Origin of the sequence: Cyanobium sp. NS01 (assembly GCF_014280235.1) — a bacterium.
Taxonomy (GTDB): Bacteria; Cyanobacteriota; Cyanobacteriia; order PCC-6307; family Cyanobiaceae; genus NIES-981.
Window position 1 is genome coordinate 1,786,656 of the sequence record NZ_CP047940.1, and the last position, 16,574, is coordinate 1,803,229.

16 protein-coding genes and 1 tRNA gene are annotated in these 16,574 nt (G+C 69.2%); 14 read left to right on the top strand and 3 right to left on the bottom strand.

The window, feature by feature from the left end; genetic code table 11:
• Window position 1: 1 nt before the first annotated feature.
• The 8 genes from CyaNS01_RS09270 to asnB all read left to right on the top strand — a co-directional run bounded on the left by CyaNS01_RS09270 (window position 2) and on the right by asnB (window position 6,875).
• On the top strand, window positions 2-496 hold the full coding sequence (locus CyaNS01_RS09270) for a CGLD27 family protein (protein ID WP_186700572.1): 495 nt from the start codon (window positions 2-4) through the stop codon (window positions 494-496).
• A gap of 27 nt (window positions 497-523) precedes the next feature.
• The gene (locus CyaNS01_RS09275; RefSeq protein WP_186696841.1) at window positions 524-1,495 is read left to right on the top strand and encodes an asparaginase; all 972 of its coding nucleotides are present in this window, start codon (window positions 524-526) and stop codon (window positions 1,493-1,495) included.
• 46 nt (window positions 1,496-1,541) lie between these two features.
• Window positions 1,542-1,618 (top strand) — tRNA-Met (locus tag CyaNS01_RS09280).
• 78 nt (window positions 1,619-1,696) lie between these two features.
• Complete coding sequence (locus CyaNS01_RS14790) at window positions 1,697-1,825, top strand: hypothetical protein (RefSeq protein WP_255460020.1); 129 nt, start codon at window positions 1,697-1,699, stop codon at window positions 1,823-1,825.
• 12 nt (window positions 1,826-1,837) lie between these two features.
• Complete coding sequence (locus tag CyaNS01_RS09285; protein ID WP_186696842.1) at window positions 1,838-3,271, top strand: urea transporter; 1,434 nt, start codon at window positions 1,838-1,840, stop codon at window positions 3,269-3,271.
• Between the two features lie 3 nt (window positions 3,272-3,274).
• The gene (locus CyaNS01_RS09290) at window positions 3,275-3,466 is read left to right on the top strand and encodes a hypothetical protein (RefSeq protein WP_186700885.1); all 192 of its coding nucleotides are present in this window, start codon (window positions 3,275-3,277) and stop codon (window positions 3,464-3,466) included.
• Window positions 3,467-3,649: 183 nt separating this feature from the next.
• The gene (locus tag CyaNS01_RS09295) at window positions 3,650-4,735 is read left to right on the top strand and encodes an aspartate carbamoyltransferase (protein ID WP_186696843.1); all 1,086 of its coding nucleotides are present in this window, start codon (window positions 3,650-3,652) and stop codon (window positions 4,733-4,735) included.
• 73 nt (window positions 4,736-4,808) lie between these two features.
• Window positions 4,809-6,875, top strand: a complete 2,067-nt coding sequence (gene asnB / locus CyaNS01_RS09300) for an asparagine synthase (glutamine-hydrolyzing) (protein WP_186696844.1) — start codon at window positions 4,809-4,811, stop codon at window positions 6,873-6,875.
• Here the strand turns inward: asnB and CyaNS01_RS09305 are convergent.
• Window positions 6,845-7,597, bottom strand: coding sequence for a DUF1028 domain-containing protein (locus CyaNS01_RS09305; RefSeq protein ID WP_225875604.1), 753 nt, complete (start codon window positions 7,595-7,597; stop codon window positions 6,845-6,847). The genes asnB and CyaNS01_RS09305 overlap by 31 nt on opposite strands.
• Window positions 7,598-7,804: 207 nt before the next feature.
• Between CyaNS01_RS09305 and CyaNS01_RS09310 the strand changes: the two genes are divergently transcribed.
• Complete coding sequence (locus tag CyaNS01_RS09310; protein ID WP_186696845.1) at window positions 7,805-9,136, top strand: Zn-dependent hydrolase; 1,332 nt, start codon at window positions 7,805-7,807, stop codon at window positions 9,134-9,136.
• Window positions 9,137-9,146: 10 nt separating this feature from the next.
• Window positions 9,147-10,781 (top strand): GMC oxidoreductase, encoded by a 1,635-nt coding sequence (locus CyaNS01_RS09315; protein ID WP_225875605.1) that lies wholly within the window; start codon window positions 9,147-9,149, stop codon window positions 10,779-10,781.
• Between the two features lie 250 nt (window positions 10,782-11,031).
• On the opposite strand, the gene CyaNS01_RS09320 is transcribed toward CyaNS01_RS09315, so the two are convergent.
• Window positions 11,032-11,274, bottom strand: a complete 243-nt coding sequence (locus CyaNS01_RS09320) for a DUF2811 domain-containing protein (RefSeq protein WP_225875606.1) — start codon at window positions 11,272-11,274, stop codon at window positions 11,032-11,034.
• A gap of 382 nt (window positions 11,275-11,656) precedes the next feature.
• Window positions 11,657-12,763, bottom strand: a complete 1,107-nt coding sequence (locus CyaNS01_RS09325; RefSeq protein ID WP_186696848.1) for a sirohydrochlorin chelatase — start codon at window positions 12,761-12,763, stop codon at window positions 11,657-11,659.
• 202 nt (window positions 12,764-12,965) lie between these two features.
• Between CyaNS01_RS09325 and CyaNS01_RS09330 the strand changes: the two genes are divergently transcribed.
• The 4 genes from CyaNS01_RS09330 (at window position 12,966) to CyaNS01_RS09345 (ending at window position 16,552) form a co-directional block, all read left to right on the top strand.
• Window positions 12,966-13,172, top strand: a complete 207-nt coding sequence (locus CyaNS01_RS09330) for a chlorophyll a/b-binding protein (RefSeq protein WP_186696849.1) — start codon at window positions 12,966-12,968, stop codon at window positions 13,170-13,172.
• A gap of 75 nt (window positions 13,173-13,247) precedes the next feature.
• Window positions 13,248-13,919: a ParB-like protein gene (locus tag CyaNS01_RS09335; protein ID WP_186696850.1), complete on the top strand. Its 672-nt coding sequence runs from the start codon at window positions 13,248-13,250 to the stop codon at window positions 13,917-13,919.
• 3 nt (window positions 13,920-13,922) lie between these two features.
• Entirely contained in the window at window positions 13,923-16,010 is a 2,088-nt protein-coding gene (locus tag CyaNS01_RS09340; RefSeq protein WP_225875607.1) for a cation:proton antiporter, read from the top strand.
• Between the two features lie 95 nt (window positions 16,011-16,105).
• Window positions 16,106-16,552 carry a universal stress protein gene (locus tag CyaNS01_RS09345; RefSeq protein ID WP_186696851.1) on the top strand — a complete coding sequence of 149 codons (447 nt, stop codon included), beginning with the start codon at window positions 16,106-16,108 and terminating at the stop codon, window positions 16,550-16,552.
• Window positions 16,553-16,574 lie beyond the last annotated feature (22 nt).

Below are 16,574 nucleotides of genomic sequence, written 5' to 3' on the forward strand. Positions count from 1 at the left end.
CATGGAGCTGCTCGGGCCCTGCCCGGTACCGCCGGACCAGCGCCCGCTCAGGCAGTACGAAGAGCTGCGCGGCTCCTGGTTCTTCGCCTGGCCTGCTGAAAGCCTCGATGGCCTGATGCGTCCCCTGCTGATCAGCTGGCTGCTGGTGGCCCCGCTGAGCGTGCTGGTGGCCAGCGGCAGCTGGGTGCTGCGTCACGATCCGGCCCGCATGGTGGTGGCAGGGGCGGCCGCCGCCATCGCCCTGCCCACCCTGCTGCTGGTGCGCCAGTGGCTGGGCTGGAGCACGATCCACAGGCGCCTGGTGAGCGAGCGGGTGGACTACGAGGAGTCCGGCTGGTACGACGGCCAGGTCTGGGAGAAGCCCCTGTCCTGGCGGCAGCAGGATCTGCTCGTGGCCCAGCACCAGGTGCGGCCGATCCTGGCCCGGCTGCAGCAGGCCATCGGCCTGGCGGCCACCTTGATGTTGCTGGGGGCGAGCCTCTGTCAGGCTCTCTGAGCACGGCCAGATCGACCGCCTCCCCGTATGTCCCTGCCCCCCAGCTTCGGCGGATCGGCCCGCAGCTCCATCCCGCCCCTGGAAGTGAGGCTGCTGCGCAACGGCATTGCCGAATCCCGCCACCGGGTGCATGCGGTGGTGTGCGACGGCCGGGGCCGCGTGCTGATGCGGGCCGGCGATCCCCAGCAGCTGAGCTTCGTGCGCTCGGCCCTGAAGCCGTTTCAGGCCTCGGTGTTCGTGGCCAGCGGCACCGCCGACCAGATCAACTGCGGCGAGCGGGGCCTGGCCATCGCCTGCGCCTCCCATGCCGGCACCTCCAGCCATGCCCGCGAGGCCTTCCGGCTGCTGTGGGGCGCCGAGGTGGAGGCCGAGCAGCTGCAGAGCCCGGTGCCCGAGCACGGCAGCAGCCCCCTGGAGCACAACTGCTCCGGCAAGCACGCCGCTTTCCTGGCCACCTGCCGGCGCATGGGCTGGGCCCTGGAGGGCTACCTGCAACCGGAGCATCCCCTGCAGCAGGAGGTGCTCAAGCGGGTGGCCGAACTGCTCGGCCTGCCCGCCGCTGAGCTGATCACCGCCCGCGACGACTGCGGCGCCCCCACCCTGCAACTGCAGCTGGCCCAGATGGCCCTGCTCTACGCCCACCTGGGAGCCGGGGCCCAGCCCGACCTGGAGCGGCTCAGCCGGGCGATGCTCAGCCACCCGGAGCTGGTGGCGGGCGAGGGCCGCTTCGACACCGAGCTCATGCGCCTGGGCCATGGCCAGGTGCTCAGCAAGGGCGGAGCCGAGGGGATCCAGTGCCTGACCAGGGTGGGCGAGGGGATGGGGGTGGCGATCAAGGTGGAGGACGGCGCCGGGCGGGCCAAGCACGCCGTGGCCCTGCACCTGCTCGAGCAGCTCGACTGGCTGACGCCGATGACCCTGGAGGAGCTGCGCCGCTCCTTCCTGGAGCCGGCACCCCATCTGAAGCTGGACGTGCGCGGCGAACTGCGCTTCGACTGAGCTCAGCCTGTAGCGCAGGACACCGGCTGGTACACTCCTCTGGTGCCGCGGGGTAGAGCAGCCTGGTAGCTCGTCGGGCTCATAACCCGAAGGTCGCGAGTTCAAATCTCGCCCCCGCCACCACTTGTTTGCTCTCCAACAGGCCCCGGTTTTCCGGGGCTTTTTTTGTGTTCAGGCTGTGTTGCGTTGGAGGCTGGCGCCATGACCGAGCTGCAACGGGCCCTGCTGATCTTCTTGCTCGGCGGCCTGGTGACCCTGGCCACGGTGGTGATGGTGCTGCGGGGCCACCGGCGCTGGCACCAGCGCGATCCCTTCGATGACCCCGGTTGATGCCCTCCGCCCATGACAACTGACGCGATGCTGGCGCCGGGCACCGCCTGGCTGCTCCTGGTGGGCTTCTCCGTGCTCTGGATCGCCCTGGGCATCTGGTGGGGCAGGCGCGGCAGTGGCGACGCCGACGACTACCTGCTGGCCGGCCGCAACATCGGCCTGGCCCTGAGCACGGCCACCCTGATGGCCAGCTGGGTCACCGGCAACACCACCCTGGCGGCGCCGGAAGTGGGTTACACCCTCGGCCTCTGGGGCATGTTCGGCTACGCCCTCGCCGGCCTGGGGCTGTTCCTGTTCGCCCCCCTGGCGGTGCGGATCAAGCGGCTGATGCCCCGGGCCCGCACCAGCGGCGACTTCGTGCGGCTGCGCTACGGGCGGCTCTGCTGGGCCCTGTTCCTGCTGATCACCATGGCCTACACCCTGGGCTTTCTGATCACCCAGGGGATGGGAGCCGGCCTGCTGCTGCAGTCGCTCTCGGGCTTCGACTACCGCCTCGGCATGGTGTGCGTGATCGGTGTGTCCACCACCTACACCCTGTTCGGCGGCATGCGGGCGGTGGTCGGCACCGACTTCATCCAGTCGCTGCTGATCATGGCGCTGCTGGTGCTGGTGGCCGTGCTCGGCTTCAGCCGCTTCGGCACCGATCAGGTGTACACGGCTCTGGCCAGCGAGCATCCCGGCCGCCTGAATCTGCTGCTGCCGGCAGGGCTGCTGTTTGCCTGGAACACCGGGCTGTTCAGCATGGGCGAGGTGTTCCACAACAACATCTGGTGGTCGCGGGTGTTCGCCAGCCGCCCCTCGGTGGTGTTCCGCTCCTTCGTGCTCGGCGGCTTCGCCTGGGTCACGGTGCCGATCGTGACGGGCGCCATCGCCCTGATGGCCCTGGCCCAGAACCTCGAGATCCCCCAGGTGAACATGGTGTTCCCGATCGTCACGGCCCAGCTGCTCGGCAGCGGCGGCGCCGCGGTGGTGTTCGTGATCATCTTCGCCTCGCTCACCTCCACCCTCGACTCCCTGCTCGCCGCCACGGCCGATCTGATCGCTGAGGATGTGATCGCCCACTGGTTGCGACCCGAGTCCACCGACCAGCAGATCCGCCAGGCCGCCCGCCGGGTGGTGGTGGCCCTGGGACTGCTGACCATGCTGCTCTCCTGGCAGTACGTGACCTCGATGTACCAGCTGCTGCTGTTCACTGGCGCCCTGGTGGCCTCCACGATCTGGCCGATCGCCATGGGGCTCTACTGGCGCCAGGCCAACCGCCAGGCGGCCAGCGCCGCCATGCTGCTCGGCTCGATCAGCGGCCTGCTGGCCTACTGGCTGATCGCCCCCTACTGCGCCGCCCTGGTGTCCGCCGCCGTCTCGGCCCTGGTGATGGGCCTGGGCAGCCACTACTGGCCCGAGCAGTACGACTGGCGCCAGCTGGCCGGCGAACCCGAGAGTCCCTGAGTCGTGTCCATCCCCCAAGCCATGGCCCTGTTTCCCTCCCTGCTGCTCAGCACCAGCGCCCCGGCCGGCTCGTGGCTGATCTCCGGCTGGTGGTTCGGCCTGGTGGTGTACGGCAGCATCGCCGGCCTGGTGCTGGCCGTGCTGGTGATCCTGGGCATCTGGTTTGTGGAGTGGCGCAATGGCCGGGTCTGGTAGCGACGCAGCGGGCTGGCCGTCAGCGCGAGCTCCTCGGAAACGGTAAATACCGCTACTTTCTGCCGCTTCCGATGTTGCAGAAAACACAAGATTTTCCAGTCAGTCACCCGATCGAGGCGGAAGATGGAGCCTTCCACCCCGTTCGACCACAACATCCCCAGCCCCCCGGGATCACCTTTGACGATGCACTCTCCCCACTTCAATCGGCTCGGTCCTGATGTCTATGGGAACGCCCACCCACAGGCCCTGCTCGAGCAGATCCGCGAGCACGGCGGGGCGCTGAGCGATCTGATGAACCAGCATGTGATCTCCACGCTGCAGTACAGCGCCAACTCGCTGCTGCAGGTGTTTCGGCTGGCGGCGAAGTTCGAGAGCAACCCCGAGCGCTACATCCGCTTCAACAGCCCGCTGCAGCGCAAGATCCTGATCAACGCCTTCTACGAGCCCAGCACCCGCACCCGGCTCTCCTTCGACAGCGCCTGGCACCGGCTGGGCGGCGACACGATCACGATCACGGATCGCAGCACCACCGGCATCGCCAAGGGGGAATCGCTGCGGGATGTGGCGGAGATGTTCAACAACTATGGCGACTGTGTGGTGTTACGGGATACCAACGCTGAGGCCATCTACCAGATGACCGAATCGCTGCGGATTCCGATCATCAATGCCGGCAATGGCATCGATGAGCACCCCACTCAGGCCATGGCCGACCTCTACACCATCTTCAAGTGGCGTCCCCAGCTGGTGGAGAAGGATGTGCCCACCGATCAACGCATCCGCATCGGCATCGTGGGCATCCCGAAGCGCATGCGCACGGTGCGATCACTGCTGCGCATCCTCACCAAGTTCCCTCAGATGATCGATGAGCTGGTGCTCTTTCACGAGCCGGGAATCGACCCCGGCGAAGCTGAGAGCTACTTTGATCCAGGCCAGCGGGAGGAGCTTGAGCAGGCCGGCATCAAGGTGCTCACCAGCGACGATCTCAGCGCCGCCGTTCCAGACCTCGATGTGATCTACATCAATGCGATCGCCTGGGTGGGGGACAACTACGAGGTGCACGGCCGCAGCTTCCACCTCACCGCCGATCTGTCCTACCGGCCTGAGGCGATCATCCTCCACCCCCTGGCAAGGGGAGCGGAGCTGGGCACCTGTCTCGATGGCACCCCCCACAACTGGTACTTCTCCCAGGCGCGCGGTGCCGTGTTCATCCGCATGGCCCTGCTCACCTGCATGGTGGAGCGCACAGACCAGGTGATGGACATCATCTGAGGTCCAGCGGGTGCGCCGTTCAGGCCGATCCCCTCACGTTCAGCATTTCGAGATTTCATCCAGGAGACAGTCTATGTGTGGCATCGGGGGAGTGTTCCAACTCCAGCCCCAGCAGCCGATCGACGAGCAGGTGCTCGTCAACATGGCGGCGATCCAGGTGCATCGCGGCCCTGATGGCTTCGGGGTGAGGGGCCTGCCGGATCAGGGCGTGGGCTTCTGCCATGCCCGCCTCTCGATCATCGACCTCGATGCCAACCGCGGCCGCCAGCCGTTTGTGTCTGAGGACGGCCAGCTGTTGATGGCCCACAACGGTGAGTTCTACGACTTCCAGGCGATCCGGGCCTCACTCACGGCCCAGGGCCATCACTTCAGCAGCAAGAGTGATTCCGAGATCCTGCTGCGGCTCTACCAGCAGCGGGGCCTGGAAGCCAGCCTGCCGCTGCTGCGCGGAGAGTTCGCCTTCGCCCTGTTCGACAGCCGCCTCGACACGCTTTACCTGGTGCGCGACCGCTTCGGCGTCAAGCCCCAGTACTGGACCCTCACCGAGGAGGGCCTGGTGTTCGGCTCCGAGCTGAAGGTGCTGTTCGCCCATCCCGGTGTGCAACGGCGCTTCAGCTCCGAAGGCCTGTTTCACCAGCTGATGCAGACCATGGTGCCGGGCACCACGGCCTTCGAGGGGGTGCACCAGCTCAAACCCGGCCACGTGCTCACGGTGCGCCGCCGCGACGGCCGCTTCAGCATCGAGGATCAGCCCTACTGGGACGTGGATTTCCCCCGCAGCGGCGAGCGCGATGCCGGCCGCAGCGAGTCCGACCACATCGCCGCGGTGCGCCAGGCCCTGCTGGAAGCGGTGGAGGTGCGGATGGTGGCCGATGTGCCCGTGGGCTGCTACCTCTCCGGCGGTATCGACTCCTGCTCGATCCTGGGCCTGGCCGCCGCGGTGAGCCAGAACCCGGTGAAGGCGTTCACGATCGGCTTCGACGACAGCCGCTACGACGAAACCCCGATCGCCACCTCGATGGCCGAGGCCACCGGCGCCGATCAGCTGGTGATGCGGCTTTCCGGCAACGAGCTCTATGGCCATCTGGAGGCCACGATCTGGCACACCGAGCGCACGATCTACAACACCCTGGCGGTGGCCAAGTTCCTGATGAGCCGCGAGGTGAACCGCTCCCACTACAAGGTGGTGATGACCGGCGAGGGCTCCGATGAGCTGTTCGGGGGCTATCCCGCCTTCCGCCGCGACATGTTTCTGCATGGGCTGCAGGACCTGCCGGAGGCGGATCGCCAGGAATGGGAGCAGCTGCTGCAGGAGGCCAATCAGCTGGTGCAGGGGGCGATGCTGGCCGAGGAGCAGGTGCACGATCCAGCCCTGGAGGCTGTGGTGGGCTTCACGCCCAGCTGCCTGCAGCCCTGGCTGGCCTGCGCCCCCCTGGTGCCCGATCTGCTGGCACCGCAGCACCGCCAGGCCTGCACGGGCTACCAGCCCGGGGCCGCCATCGCCGCCACCCTCGATGCCTCCCAGCTGGAGGGCCGCCATGCCCTCGACCGGGCCCAGTACGTGTGGATCAAGACGATGCTGGAGGGGCAGATCCTCACCTGGGGCGGCGACCGGGTGGACATGGCCCACGCCATGGAGGCGCGCCCCGCCTTCCTCGATCACCATCTGGCCGCTGTGGCGGTGCAGGTGCCCCCGGAGCTGCGCATCAAGGGCAAAACGGAGAAGTACGTGCTGCGGGAGGCCATGCGCGGCCTGCTGCCCGAGCAGCTCTACCGCCGCGAGAAGTTCGCCTTCATGGCCCCACCGGCCCACGCCGACCCCGAGAAGCGCGCCGCCATGCAGGTGCTGGCCGACCGCCACCTCAGCCCTGAGGCCATCGAGCAGGCGGGGCTGCTGGATCCAGCCGGGGTGGCGGCACTGTTCGCCCGCCACGACGATCCCGCCACCAGCCCGGCAACGCGGGTGCAGCTCGACGCCGTGATCAATCACCTGATCGGCGTGCAGATCATGCACCAGCTGTTCGTGGCCGCCGATGTGCCGGCCCAGGCCCGGGAACTGGCCGACCGGCTGGGTTGGCGACCGGGCGCCGCCGATCAGGCGGAGCCGGCCTATGCGCTGATCGGCATGTCGGGTGGCTGAGCCGTATCCACGGCTGCCGCCGCCGCCGGAAGCTCGGCGGTCTGGGCCACCCCCAGGGTGGTGGGCAGGGTGGCGCGGAAGCCGCTGTAATAGGTCTCGCTGGTTTCGGCCAGGATCTCGCGCAGGGCCAGCAGCGGCTCGGGGTGATGGTCCACCCGGAAGTCGATGTGGGGGTAGCTCTCCTGGTGCATCACCAGCAGGGCCGCCGACTGACGGCCGCGGTAGTCGCCGCCGTGGGCTTCAGCGGCCTCCAGGGCCGCCATCAGGCGCTCCTCCAGGGCGAGGCCGTGGCGCTCAGCAGCCATGTAGGCCTCGGCCATCGCCAGCAGCACCAGCTCGGAGGCCAGGTAATTGCCCGCCACCGAAAAGCCCGGGTAGCAGCGATGGGCCGCCAGGCCGGCGCAGTCAGGGCCCGTCCAGGCGGCGGTGCGGCCCTGGCTGTCCACCAGGTGCACCTGGCGGCCGTCGCGACCCGGATCGTCCTGCAGCAGCGACTCCAGCACCGCTTCGGCGCCCAGCTCACCGCCGCTCTGCAGCTGAAGCTGCTCCAGCCGGTCAAGCCCCCAGGGACCGAAGTAGGGGTTGGTGCTGGCCTGGGTGGCCACAGCTCCCACGCCTGATCGGGCATGGGGTACGAGGGAACCCACGGCCAGGTGGCGGGTGGCAACGCCCACCCCGGTCATCCCGGTGGGGCGATCCCAGGCAACGATCGAGTAGGTCATCGCGGGTGGGTGGGTAGGACGTGATGGGAGCCATGGAGGCCCACCACGCATGGTGCGGAGAATTAGGTTCTGGTGATGATTGACGATCCTGGTCCGTGAGTTTGTGCCTAACGGCACCTTTGATCAGACCCGCCCCCGGCCGAGTCGATCAACGGGATCGTCCGCACCCTGATCAGCCGATTCTCCTCAGCCGATACGGTCCCTTCCATGACTCAGCTTAGCGCCGCTCCCCTGGGCTCAGGCTCTCTCAGCAACGGCCATCTCGGCAGCGACACCGCCTCCCTGGCGGCGGTCAGCTCGCTGCTGGCGCTGCGGGCCGACGGGGAGCGCCTGGCCCTCAACCTCGAAGCCCTGGCCACGATCGGCCGGGTGCCCTCCGGGGCCGTGCGGCGGCTGGCCTTCAGCGATGAAGACCGCGCCGCCCGCGCCCTGGTGCAGGGCTGGATGGAGCAGGCGGGCATGGCGGTGCGGATCGACACCGCCGGCAACATGATCGGCCGCTACGAGGGCCTCCAGCCCACGGCCCCAGTGCTGGCCACCGGCTCCCACATCGACACGGTGCCAGAGGGGGGCCACTACGACGGAGCCCTCGGGGTGCTCGCCGGGCTGGAGGTGGTGCAGGTGCTCGCGGAGCACAACCAGCGCCTGCAGCACCCGCTCGAGCTGATCGTGTTCGCCGATGAGGAGAGCACCATGGTGGGCTGCAAGAACCTGGTGGGCCGCGCCTCCGACGACCCCAGCGCCTACACCACAGCCCTGGGGGTGCCGATTCAGGAGGGCCTGGCCAGCATCGGCGGCTCCTGGGAGCACCGCGCCAGCGCCCGCCGGGCGCCCGGCGAGATCGCCGCCTTCGTGGAGCTGCATGTGGAGCAGGGGGGGGTACTGGAGGCCGTGGGCAAGGACATCGGCGTGGTGGAGGGCGTTGTGGGCCAGCAGCGCTACACGATCAGCGTGACCGGCCAGGCCAACCACGCCGGCACCACGCCGATGGGCATGCGGCGCGATGCCCTCACCACAGCAGCCCAGATCATCCTGGCGGTGGAGGACATGGCCCTCCACTTCCCCGGCGATCCGGTGGCCACGGTGGGCAAGCTGCAGGTGTGGCCCAATGCCGCCAACATCGTGCCGGGACGGGTGGAGTTCACCCTCGACATGCGCGACCTCTCCCACAGCGTGATCGACCACATGCGCGCCCACCTGGAGCGCAAGATCGAGAACATCGCCGTGGCCAGCCGCACCCGGATCGCGATGACGCCCCAGTTCGTGGTGGATCCCAGCCCCGCCGATCCGATGGTGCAGGCGTTGATCACCGAGAGCTGCCAGCAGCTGGGGCTGAGCCACACCCACCTGCCCAGCCGCGCCAGCCACGACTCCCAGGAGCTGGGCCGCCTCACCGCCATGGGCATGATCTTCGTGCCCAGCCGCGACGGCGTGTCCCACTCGGCCGACGAGTACACCACGCCGGAGCAGTGCGAACAGGGCGTGAATGTGCTGCTGCAGAGCCTGATCCGTCTGGATGCCAGCCTCTCCGGCAGCTGAACCCGGGCCGATGACCGAGCGCCCTGACGCCATCGTGGTGGGATCGGGCGCCACCGGGGGGGTGGCCGCCATGGTGCTGGCGGAGGCCGGACTTCGGGTGCTGGTGCTCGAGGCCGGGGCGGAACTGGGCGCCGCCCGTGCCCGTGGCGCCGAGCCGCTCAACAGCCTGCGGCGGCTCGCCCACCTCGCCAGCGGTCGGCAGCGCCTGCAGGCCCACCACCCCGGCTACTGGAAGCACAACCCCGAACTGTTCGCCGACGAGCGCCTCAACCCCTATTCCACCCCGCCCGACCGCCCCTTTCTCTGGACCCGCGGCCGCCAGCTGGGCGGCAAGAGCCTCACCTGGGGGGGCATCACCCTGCGGCTGAGCCGCTACGAATTCAAGGCCGGTGAACGCGATGGCCAAGGGCCCAGCTGGCCGATCGACGAGCCGGATCTGGCGCCCTACTACGACCGCCTGGAGCGGTTGCTGGGGGTGCATGGCCGGGCCGACGGCCTGCCCCAGCTCCCCGACGGCCAGTTCCTCGATCCCCTGCCCCTCACCCCGGGCGAACAGCACCTGCGCCAGGCGATCGGCCGCGAGCTGGGTCTGCCCCTGATCCACTCCCGGGGCTTCAACCTTCACCGCGGCCCCGGCTGGTGCCGCTCATCGAGCCCCGGCAGCACCCTGGCCCGGGCCGTGGCCACTGGCCGCACCGTGGTGCGCAGCGGCACCCTGGTGAGCCACCTCGTGATGGAGCCGGGCCAGGAGCGAGCCCGCGGGGTCGTGGTGGTCGACAGTCACAGCGGCGAGCGGCAGGAGCTGCAGGCGCCGCTGGTGGTGCTGTGCGCCTCCACGATCGAGACGCTGCGGATCCTGCTGCACTCCGGCGAGGCCTGCAGGCGCGGCGGGCTGATCGATCCCTCCGGCAGCCTGGGGCACTATCTGATGGACCACGTGTCCAGCAGCCGCTTCTTCTCGGTGCCCGGCCTGGCCCCGCCCCCTGAACCCGCCGAGCTCTCCGGCGCCGGCAGCTGCTTCATCCCCAACACCGTGAACCTGGATGGGGCCAGCCAGGAGGGCTTCCAGCGCGGCTACGGCCTCTGGGCGGCGGTGCAGCGCTTCGATCCGCCCAGCCTGCTGCAGCGACGCCGCGGTGAGGCCGTTGGCTTCCTGATCGGCCATGGCGAGGTGCTGCCCCGGACTGACAACCGGGTCAGCCTGAACGGCGATCAGGTGGATGCCTGGGGGCTGCCGACGCCGCACATCTCCATGGGCTGGGGGCCGAATGAAGGCGCGATGGTGGCCCATATGCAGCAGCGCATGGAGGCCGTGGTGGCCGCGGCCGGGGGCGCGATCCGTCCGCTGGAGGATCTGTTCGTGCTGCCGCTGCTGGAGCCCTGGATCCGCTCCAGCCACGCCACCGGCCAGGGCGCCGCGCCCCCCGGCTACTACATCCATGAACTGGGCGGCGCCCGCATGGCCGCCAGGGAGGAGGAGGGGGTGGTGAATGCCTTCAACCAGTGCTGGCGCGCCCCCAATGTGCTGGTGGTGGATGGGGCCTGCTGGCCTGGCGCCGGCTGGCAGAGCCCCACCCTCACGGCCATGGCGATCACCTGGCGGGCCTGCGAGGCCGCCACCAGGCGACTGCGCCGGGGGGACTGACCCCGGTGCCGGGGGGAACATCTGAAGCCCCTGCGTCAGGAGTCAGCCACAGCAGAGCAGATCCTGTGTCTGTTGGCACAACCGCTGAGGCCACTGGTCCGCACAATGGCGGGGCGACCTTTAACCGGGTCGGGCAAGGGAGAACGAGAGCGAAGGTTGGCGCCTTCGCTCTTTTTTTATGGGCGATTGCTGCTTCGCTCGGCGCGGCTGGCTCGGAGTGGACGCTCTGAGTGGGCGTCGTGTTTGCGTCTCAGAGCAGGAACAAACTGTTCAGGTAGTGCTGTTGCACGCAGGCATCGGTGCAACCGTTCTGGAACAGAAATGTGGCCAGGGCCGAAGTTGTGAGGCCATGCTGATTCCAGCCCGGGTGGGTGGCGAGAAAGCGCTGCAGCGCGCTGAACACCACATCCGCCACCTCGCTCTCCAGCACCGTCGCGGACTCTCCCCTGGCGCCATCACCAGCCTCAGGCTCCTGGGCAGGGGGAGGGGTCAAGTCCATCGGCATCAGCGCTGCGGCAGTGGGGCTCAGTACGCCACATCCCCGAGCCTTCGTCAAAGCCGGGGCGCCCTGACCACGGCAGGGCGTTCAAGGCTGAGACTTGCTGCCGCGCAGCAGCTGTTGATCAGCTGAACCAACAGCCGGCGACCCGGGAGCGCCCCAGCGCCACGGTGTCAAGACGACGCTGAACAGATCGCCGAAATCCCCAGCACCCCCGCCGCAACGGTCATCGGGAGCACCGTTCTGGGGAAAACCCCCTGCGGATCTGGGGAAAAGCCCCGAAACATGGGGAAAGGCTTCAATGATCAGCCTTGCTGATCTGGGGGCCTGGAGCCGCGAAGCTCCCACGCGAGACAACTGCGCCAGGTGCGGCTGGCTACGCCGTCGCGCCACCGGAGCGCAGGGTGCGGGGGCCCAGGGGGTGGTCGGCGTGGGGGTAGACGGGGTGGTGGTGGTGGCCATGGCCATGGCCGTGCTCGCTGGCCGCGGCCCCCAAGGGGATGGGAACCCCATCGGGCTGACAGGCTCCGGTGCATTCGCGCTCGCACAGGTCACAGCCATCCGTGAGCCCTTCCACATGGTGGTGGTGGCTGTGCTGCGGCGCCCCCACATCCGTTTCAAAGCCGAGCACCTGGGCCCGGTATTTGCAGAGGGAGCAGTTCATCGCGGTGTCGCCCCGCACCACATCCATCACCCGCTCCTCGAAGGTGTCGAGCACATGGGGATGGTCACCTAAATAGGCGGCCTGAATGAATTGCAGCTCGGGATGATCGGCCGCCACGCGCTCGGTGTGCTGCACGATCCGGCTCACCAACACCCCTGAAAAAAGGAAGTAGGGAAACACCACCACCCGGCGGTAGCCCAGTCGCACCGCCTGGCGCAGGCCTGGCTCCACCAAGGGAAAAGTGACGCCTGAGTACACCGTTTCGCCCCAGCCGAAACCAAAGCCCTCCACCAGCATGCGGGTGACCTTGGCCACGTTGGAGTTGGCATCGGGGTCGGACGACCCGCGCCCCACCACCACCAGCAGGGTGTCCTGCAGGGGCACAGAGCCGGTGGCCCTGGCGAGGGCCTCCCGGATCCGGGCCCCGGCGGCCTGGATCATGCGGCGATCCACCCCGAGCTCCCGGCCGTAGTCGATGCGCAGTCCGGTTTCTGCAGCGTAGGTGTTGAGCACCGAAGGGATGTCGTTCTTGGCGTGGCCCGCCGCAAACAGCATCGCCGGCACCGCCAGGATGTGCTCCGCACCGCGGCGGCGCAGGGCCTCCAGACCGTCGCGCAGGATCGGCCGGGCGAACTCCAGGTAGCCGTATTCCAGGGGCAGCGGCCGCAGCCGCTGCTGCAGCTGCTCGGCCAGGGCGGCAAACTCGGCCACCGCCAGGCGGTTGCGGCTGCCATGGCCACACACCAGCACCCCGAGGGAACGGCCCCCGGCCGTGAGGGTGGCATCGGCCAGAAACGAAGCGGAAGCCTGTGAACTCATGGCAACGGAAGCCTGTCACGACCCTATCGCCGCCTCAGCCGGGCCCTGCTGGGCCTCCGAGCTGAGCGGCAGGACGCAGGAGGGGCGGGCCCGGGGCGAACCGATCAGCGCTGCTAAGGCCAAAAATAAGCAGATCAAAACCCATTAGTGGTCAAGATCCTGCATTGATTCGTAACATTGGCCCATCGTTGCCATGGCTCCCATGACGTCCTCCTCCCCCCAAGCCGACGAGCGCTGGTTCCTGAACGCCGCCGCTGCCCAGATCCATGCCGAGCAGCTGCAGCGGGCCGAGCGCTTCAACGGCCGCGCCGCCATGCTCGGCTTTGTGATCGGCGTGCTCACCGAAGCCATCACCGGCCAGGGCATCCTGCACCAGATCGGCCTCGGCACCCTGTTGAGCCAGGGCTGAGGCCCTTCCGGCGCCACAGGATGGTCACGGCGGCTTTCCAGGCGAGGATGGCACTGATCCGGTCCGTCCTCGCCGATGGCGCTGCGCCTTCCCCCCTATCAGCAGCTGCCCCCACCCCGGCCGGACACACCCCTGATCGAGCTGCCTGTGGCCAGCCTGCGGCCCACCCAGCTCTGCGTGGGCATGGCCGAAGTGCGCAGCCGCCAGAACGACTTTCAGGCTGAAGACCGCGGCGAACGCCAGCGCTACCTGGGCACCAAGCCTGTGCCCCTGGTCCGCAGTGGAGCAGGGGAGGTGTGGATGGTGGATCGCCACCACCGCCTCAGGGCCCTGCTGGAGCTCGACCCCGCCGCCACCGCCTTTGGTTATGTGGTGTTGGATCTGCCCACGGCCGACCGCGCCGCGGTGCTCCAGCACCTGCTGGGCCTCGGCTGGCTGTACCTCTATGACGGCCGCGGCCTCGGTCCCCTGCCTGCCTCGGTGCTGCCGGACCAGCTGCTGGGCCTGCAGGACGACCCCTTCCGCAGCCTCGTGTGGCGCCTCAAGAAGGAGGGGGTGATCGAGCCGGCACCCCTGATCCCCTTCCACGAGTTCCGCTGGGGCGCCTGGCTGCGCAGCCGCTCCCTGCCCCCCTTCAGCTCGGCTCAGCTGCAGCCGGCCCTGCCCGCCGCCCGCACCCTGGCCCGCTCCGCCGCCGCCAGCCACCTGGCCGGCTGGAAGAGCGCCCTGCGGCGGCAGAGCCCCTGAGCCATGCCCCCCAGCAGCGGCATGGCCGCCTTCCTGCACGGATCGCCCCTGGCGGTGTTCGCCCTGCTGCTCAGCCTGAGCGTGCTGGTTCCGCCCCTGGCCCGCTGGCTGCGGCTGCCCGATCTCGTGGGCCTGCTGGCCGCCGGCGTGCTGATCGGCCCCCATGCTCTGGGGTGGCTGCAGACCGAGGGCCCCACCGTGGGGCTGCTGTCCGACATCGGCGTGATCTACCTGCTGTTCATCGCAGGACTGGAGATCGATCTGGCCGAATTCGCCCGCATCCGCCAGCGCTCCTTCCAGTTCGGCCTGCTCACCTTCAGCCTGCCCCTGCTGGGGGGGGCCGGCCTGGCCCTGGCCTACGGCTACGCGCCCCTGAGCGCCGTGCTGCTGGGCTCGGTGCTCGCCTCCCACACCCCTCTGGGCTATCCGATCGTGCGCAGCTACGGCGCCGTGGGGGAAGAGTCGGTGGTGGTGGCCATCGGCGGCACGATTTTCACCGACCTGGCCGCCCTGCTGCTGCTCGCCCTCTGCATGGGGCTGAGCCGCGGGGAGCTCTCAGCGCCGGCCGTGGCCCTGCTGCTGGGCAAGGTGGCCCTGTTCGCCCTGCTGCTGGTGGGCACGATCACCCAGCTGGGCACGGGCCTGGTACGCCGCAGCGTCAACAACGACAGCCAGCTCTTCGTAGCCGTGCTGCTGACCCTGTTTGTGGCCGGCCTGGGGGCTGAACTGGCGGGCGTGGAGAAGATCGTGGGGGCCTTCCTGGCCGGCCTGGCCGTGAACCGCGTCCTGCCGGAAGGGAGGGTCAAGGAGCAGGTGGTGTTCGTGGGGGCCGCCCTGTTCATCCCGATCTTCTTCATCGACCTGGGGCTGCTGCTCAACCTGCCCACCTTCTTCAGCACCATCCTGGGCAGCCCCTTCGCGATCGCCCTGATCGCCACGCTGATCACCACCAAGGGGCTCGCCGCCCTCTGGGCCGGCCGGATCTACCGCTACAACAGCACCCAGGTGCTCACCCTGTGGTCGTTGTCGCTGCCCCAGGTGGCGGCCACCCTGGCCGCCACCTTCGTGGGGTTTCGCGCCGGCCTCTTCGACGCCGCGGTGCTCAACAGTGTGCTGGCGATGATGGTGGTCACCGCCACCCTCGGCCCTGCCCTCACCGCCCAGGCCATCCCCAGGCTGGCCCAGGCCACCGCCGCGTCGCTGACCGCGGAGGGGGCCGGTCGCCTGGCCCTGGTGCGGCGCTCGCTGCGGGTGCTCCTGCCGGTGTCGAACCCCAGCAGCGAGGCGCGGCTGTTCGCCCTGGCCGGGCTGCTGATCGGGGGCTCCTCCGAGGATCCCGGCCTGGTGCTGCCCCTGGCAGTGGTGTCACCGCGGCAGGCGGAGGCCGGCCACGCCAGCCCCCTGGCGATGGCGGCGAGCCTGGCCAGGGCCCGGGAGCTGCTCCAGAGCGCCAGCTCGATCGCCGAGGCCGATCAGGTGCCCTGCCAGCCCCTGCTGCGCGTGGACAGCGATGTGGCCGCCGGCATCGCCCGGGTGGCGATGGAGCAGGCCAGTGACCTGGTGCTGATGGGCCTGGCCCGCCCCGGCAGGTTCGGCCAGTGGCTGTTCGGCGACCTGGTGGAGGCCACCTGCCGCCAGGTGAGCTGCCCGGTGGTGGTGGCCGGTCTGCGCCGCGATCCCGCCAGCCTGAAGCGGCTGCTGGTGCCGATCAAGGACGTCACCGCCGGCGCCCTGGAGCAGTTTCAGCTGGCCGAGCGGCTGGCCGCCGCCCTCGGCGGCAGCATCACCCTTCTGCACGTGCCCGACCTGGGGCAGAGCAGCCAGCAGCGGGCTGAGGTGGAGGCCCAGCTGGCCCGCTGGCAGCCCGGCGCCGAGGGCCAGGCGGTCTCGGTGGCGATCAAGGTGGACATCCGGCCCGACCAGAACATCGAAACCAGCATCGAGGACGCCGCCCGCAGCCACGACCTGGTGATCCTGCGGTCCCAGCGCCGCCTGGTGGCCGGCCTGCCCATTCCCGCCGGCGGCCGCATGGGAGGGCTGATGCGACGCCTGAGCATCTCGGTGCTGGTGATCAGTGATCCGCTGCACTGAAGGCGCTGCCCTGAATCCGCTGCAGCGGGAGTGCGCGAAGCCCGGGCGCCAGGCCAATGGCGGGGCTAAACCGGAGTCAGGCACCGGGCTTCACCATGACGTTTCAACACCTGCTTGTCGCCACCGATGGTTCGGAGCTGTCGCAGCGGGCCCTGCTGCAGGCCCTGGCTCTGGCCAAGGCCCTGGGGGCTCGGCTGCGCATCCTGACGGTGGAGGGGACCTTGCCGGTCTCCCTGGTGGGAGCGGGAGAACTGGTGGACACCGGCGCCATCGAGGCGCTGATGAAGGCGGCCCAGCTGCAGTCGCAGCAGATCCTGGACACCGCCGCCGCCACGGCGGAACAGGCCGGGGTGAGCGCTGAGGTGGTGAAACGGATCAGTGCCCAGCCCTCCATGGCGATCCTGGAGGAGGCCCGCAGCCAGGCCTGCGACCTGATCGTGATGGCCTCCCACGGCCGGCGCGGGCTGCAGGGGCTGCTGCTCGGCAGCGAGACCCAGCGGGTTCTGACCCAGAGCTCCTGTCCGGTGCTGGTGGTGCGTTGAGCGGGGGTGGCAGCAGCCGCTT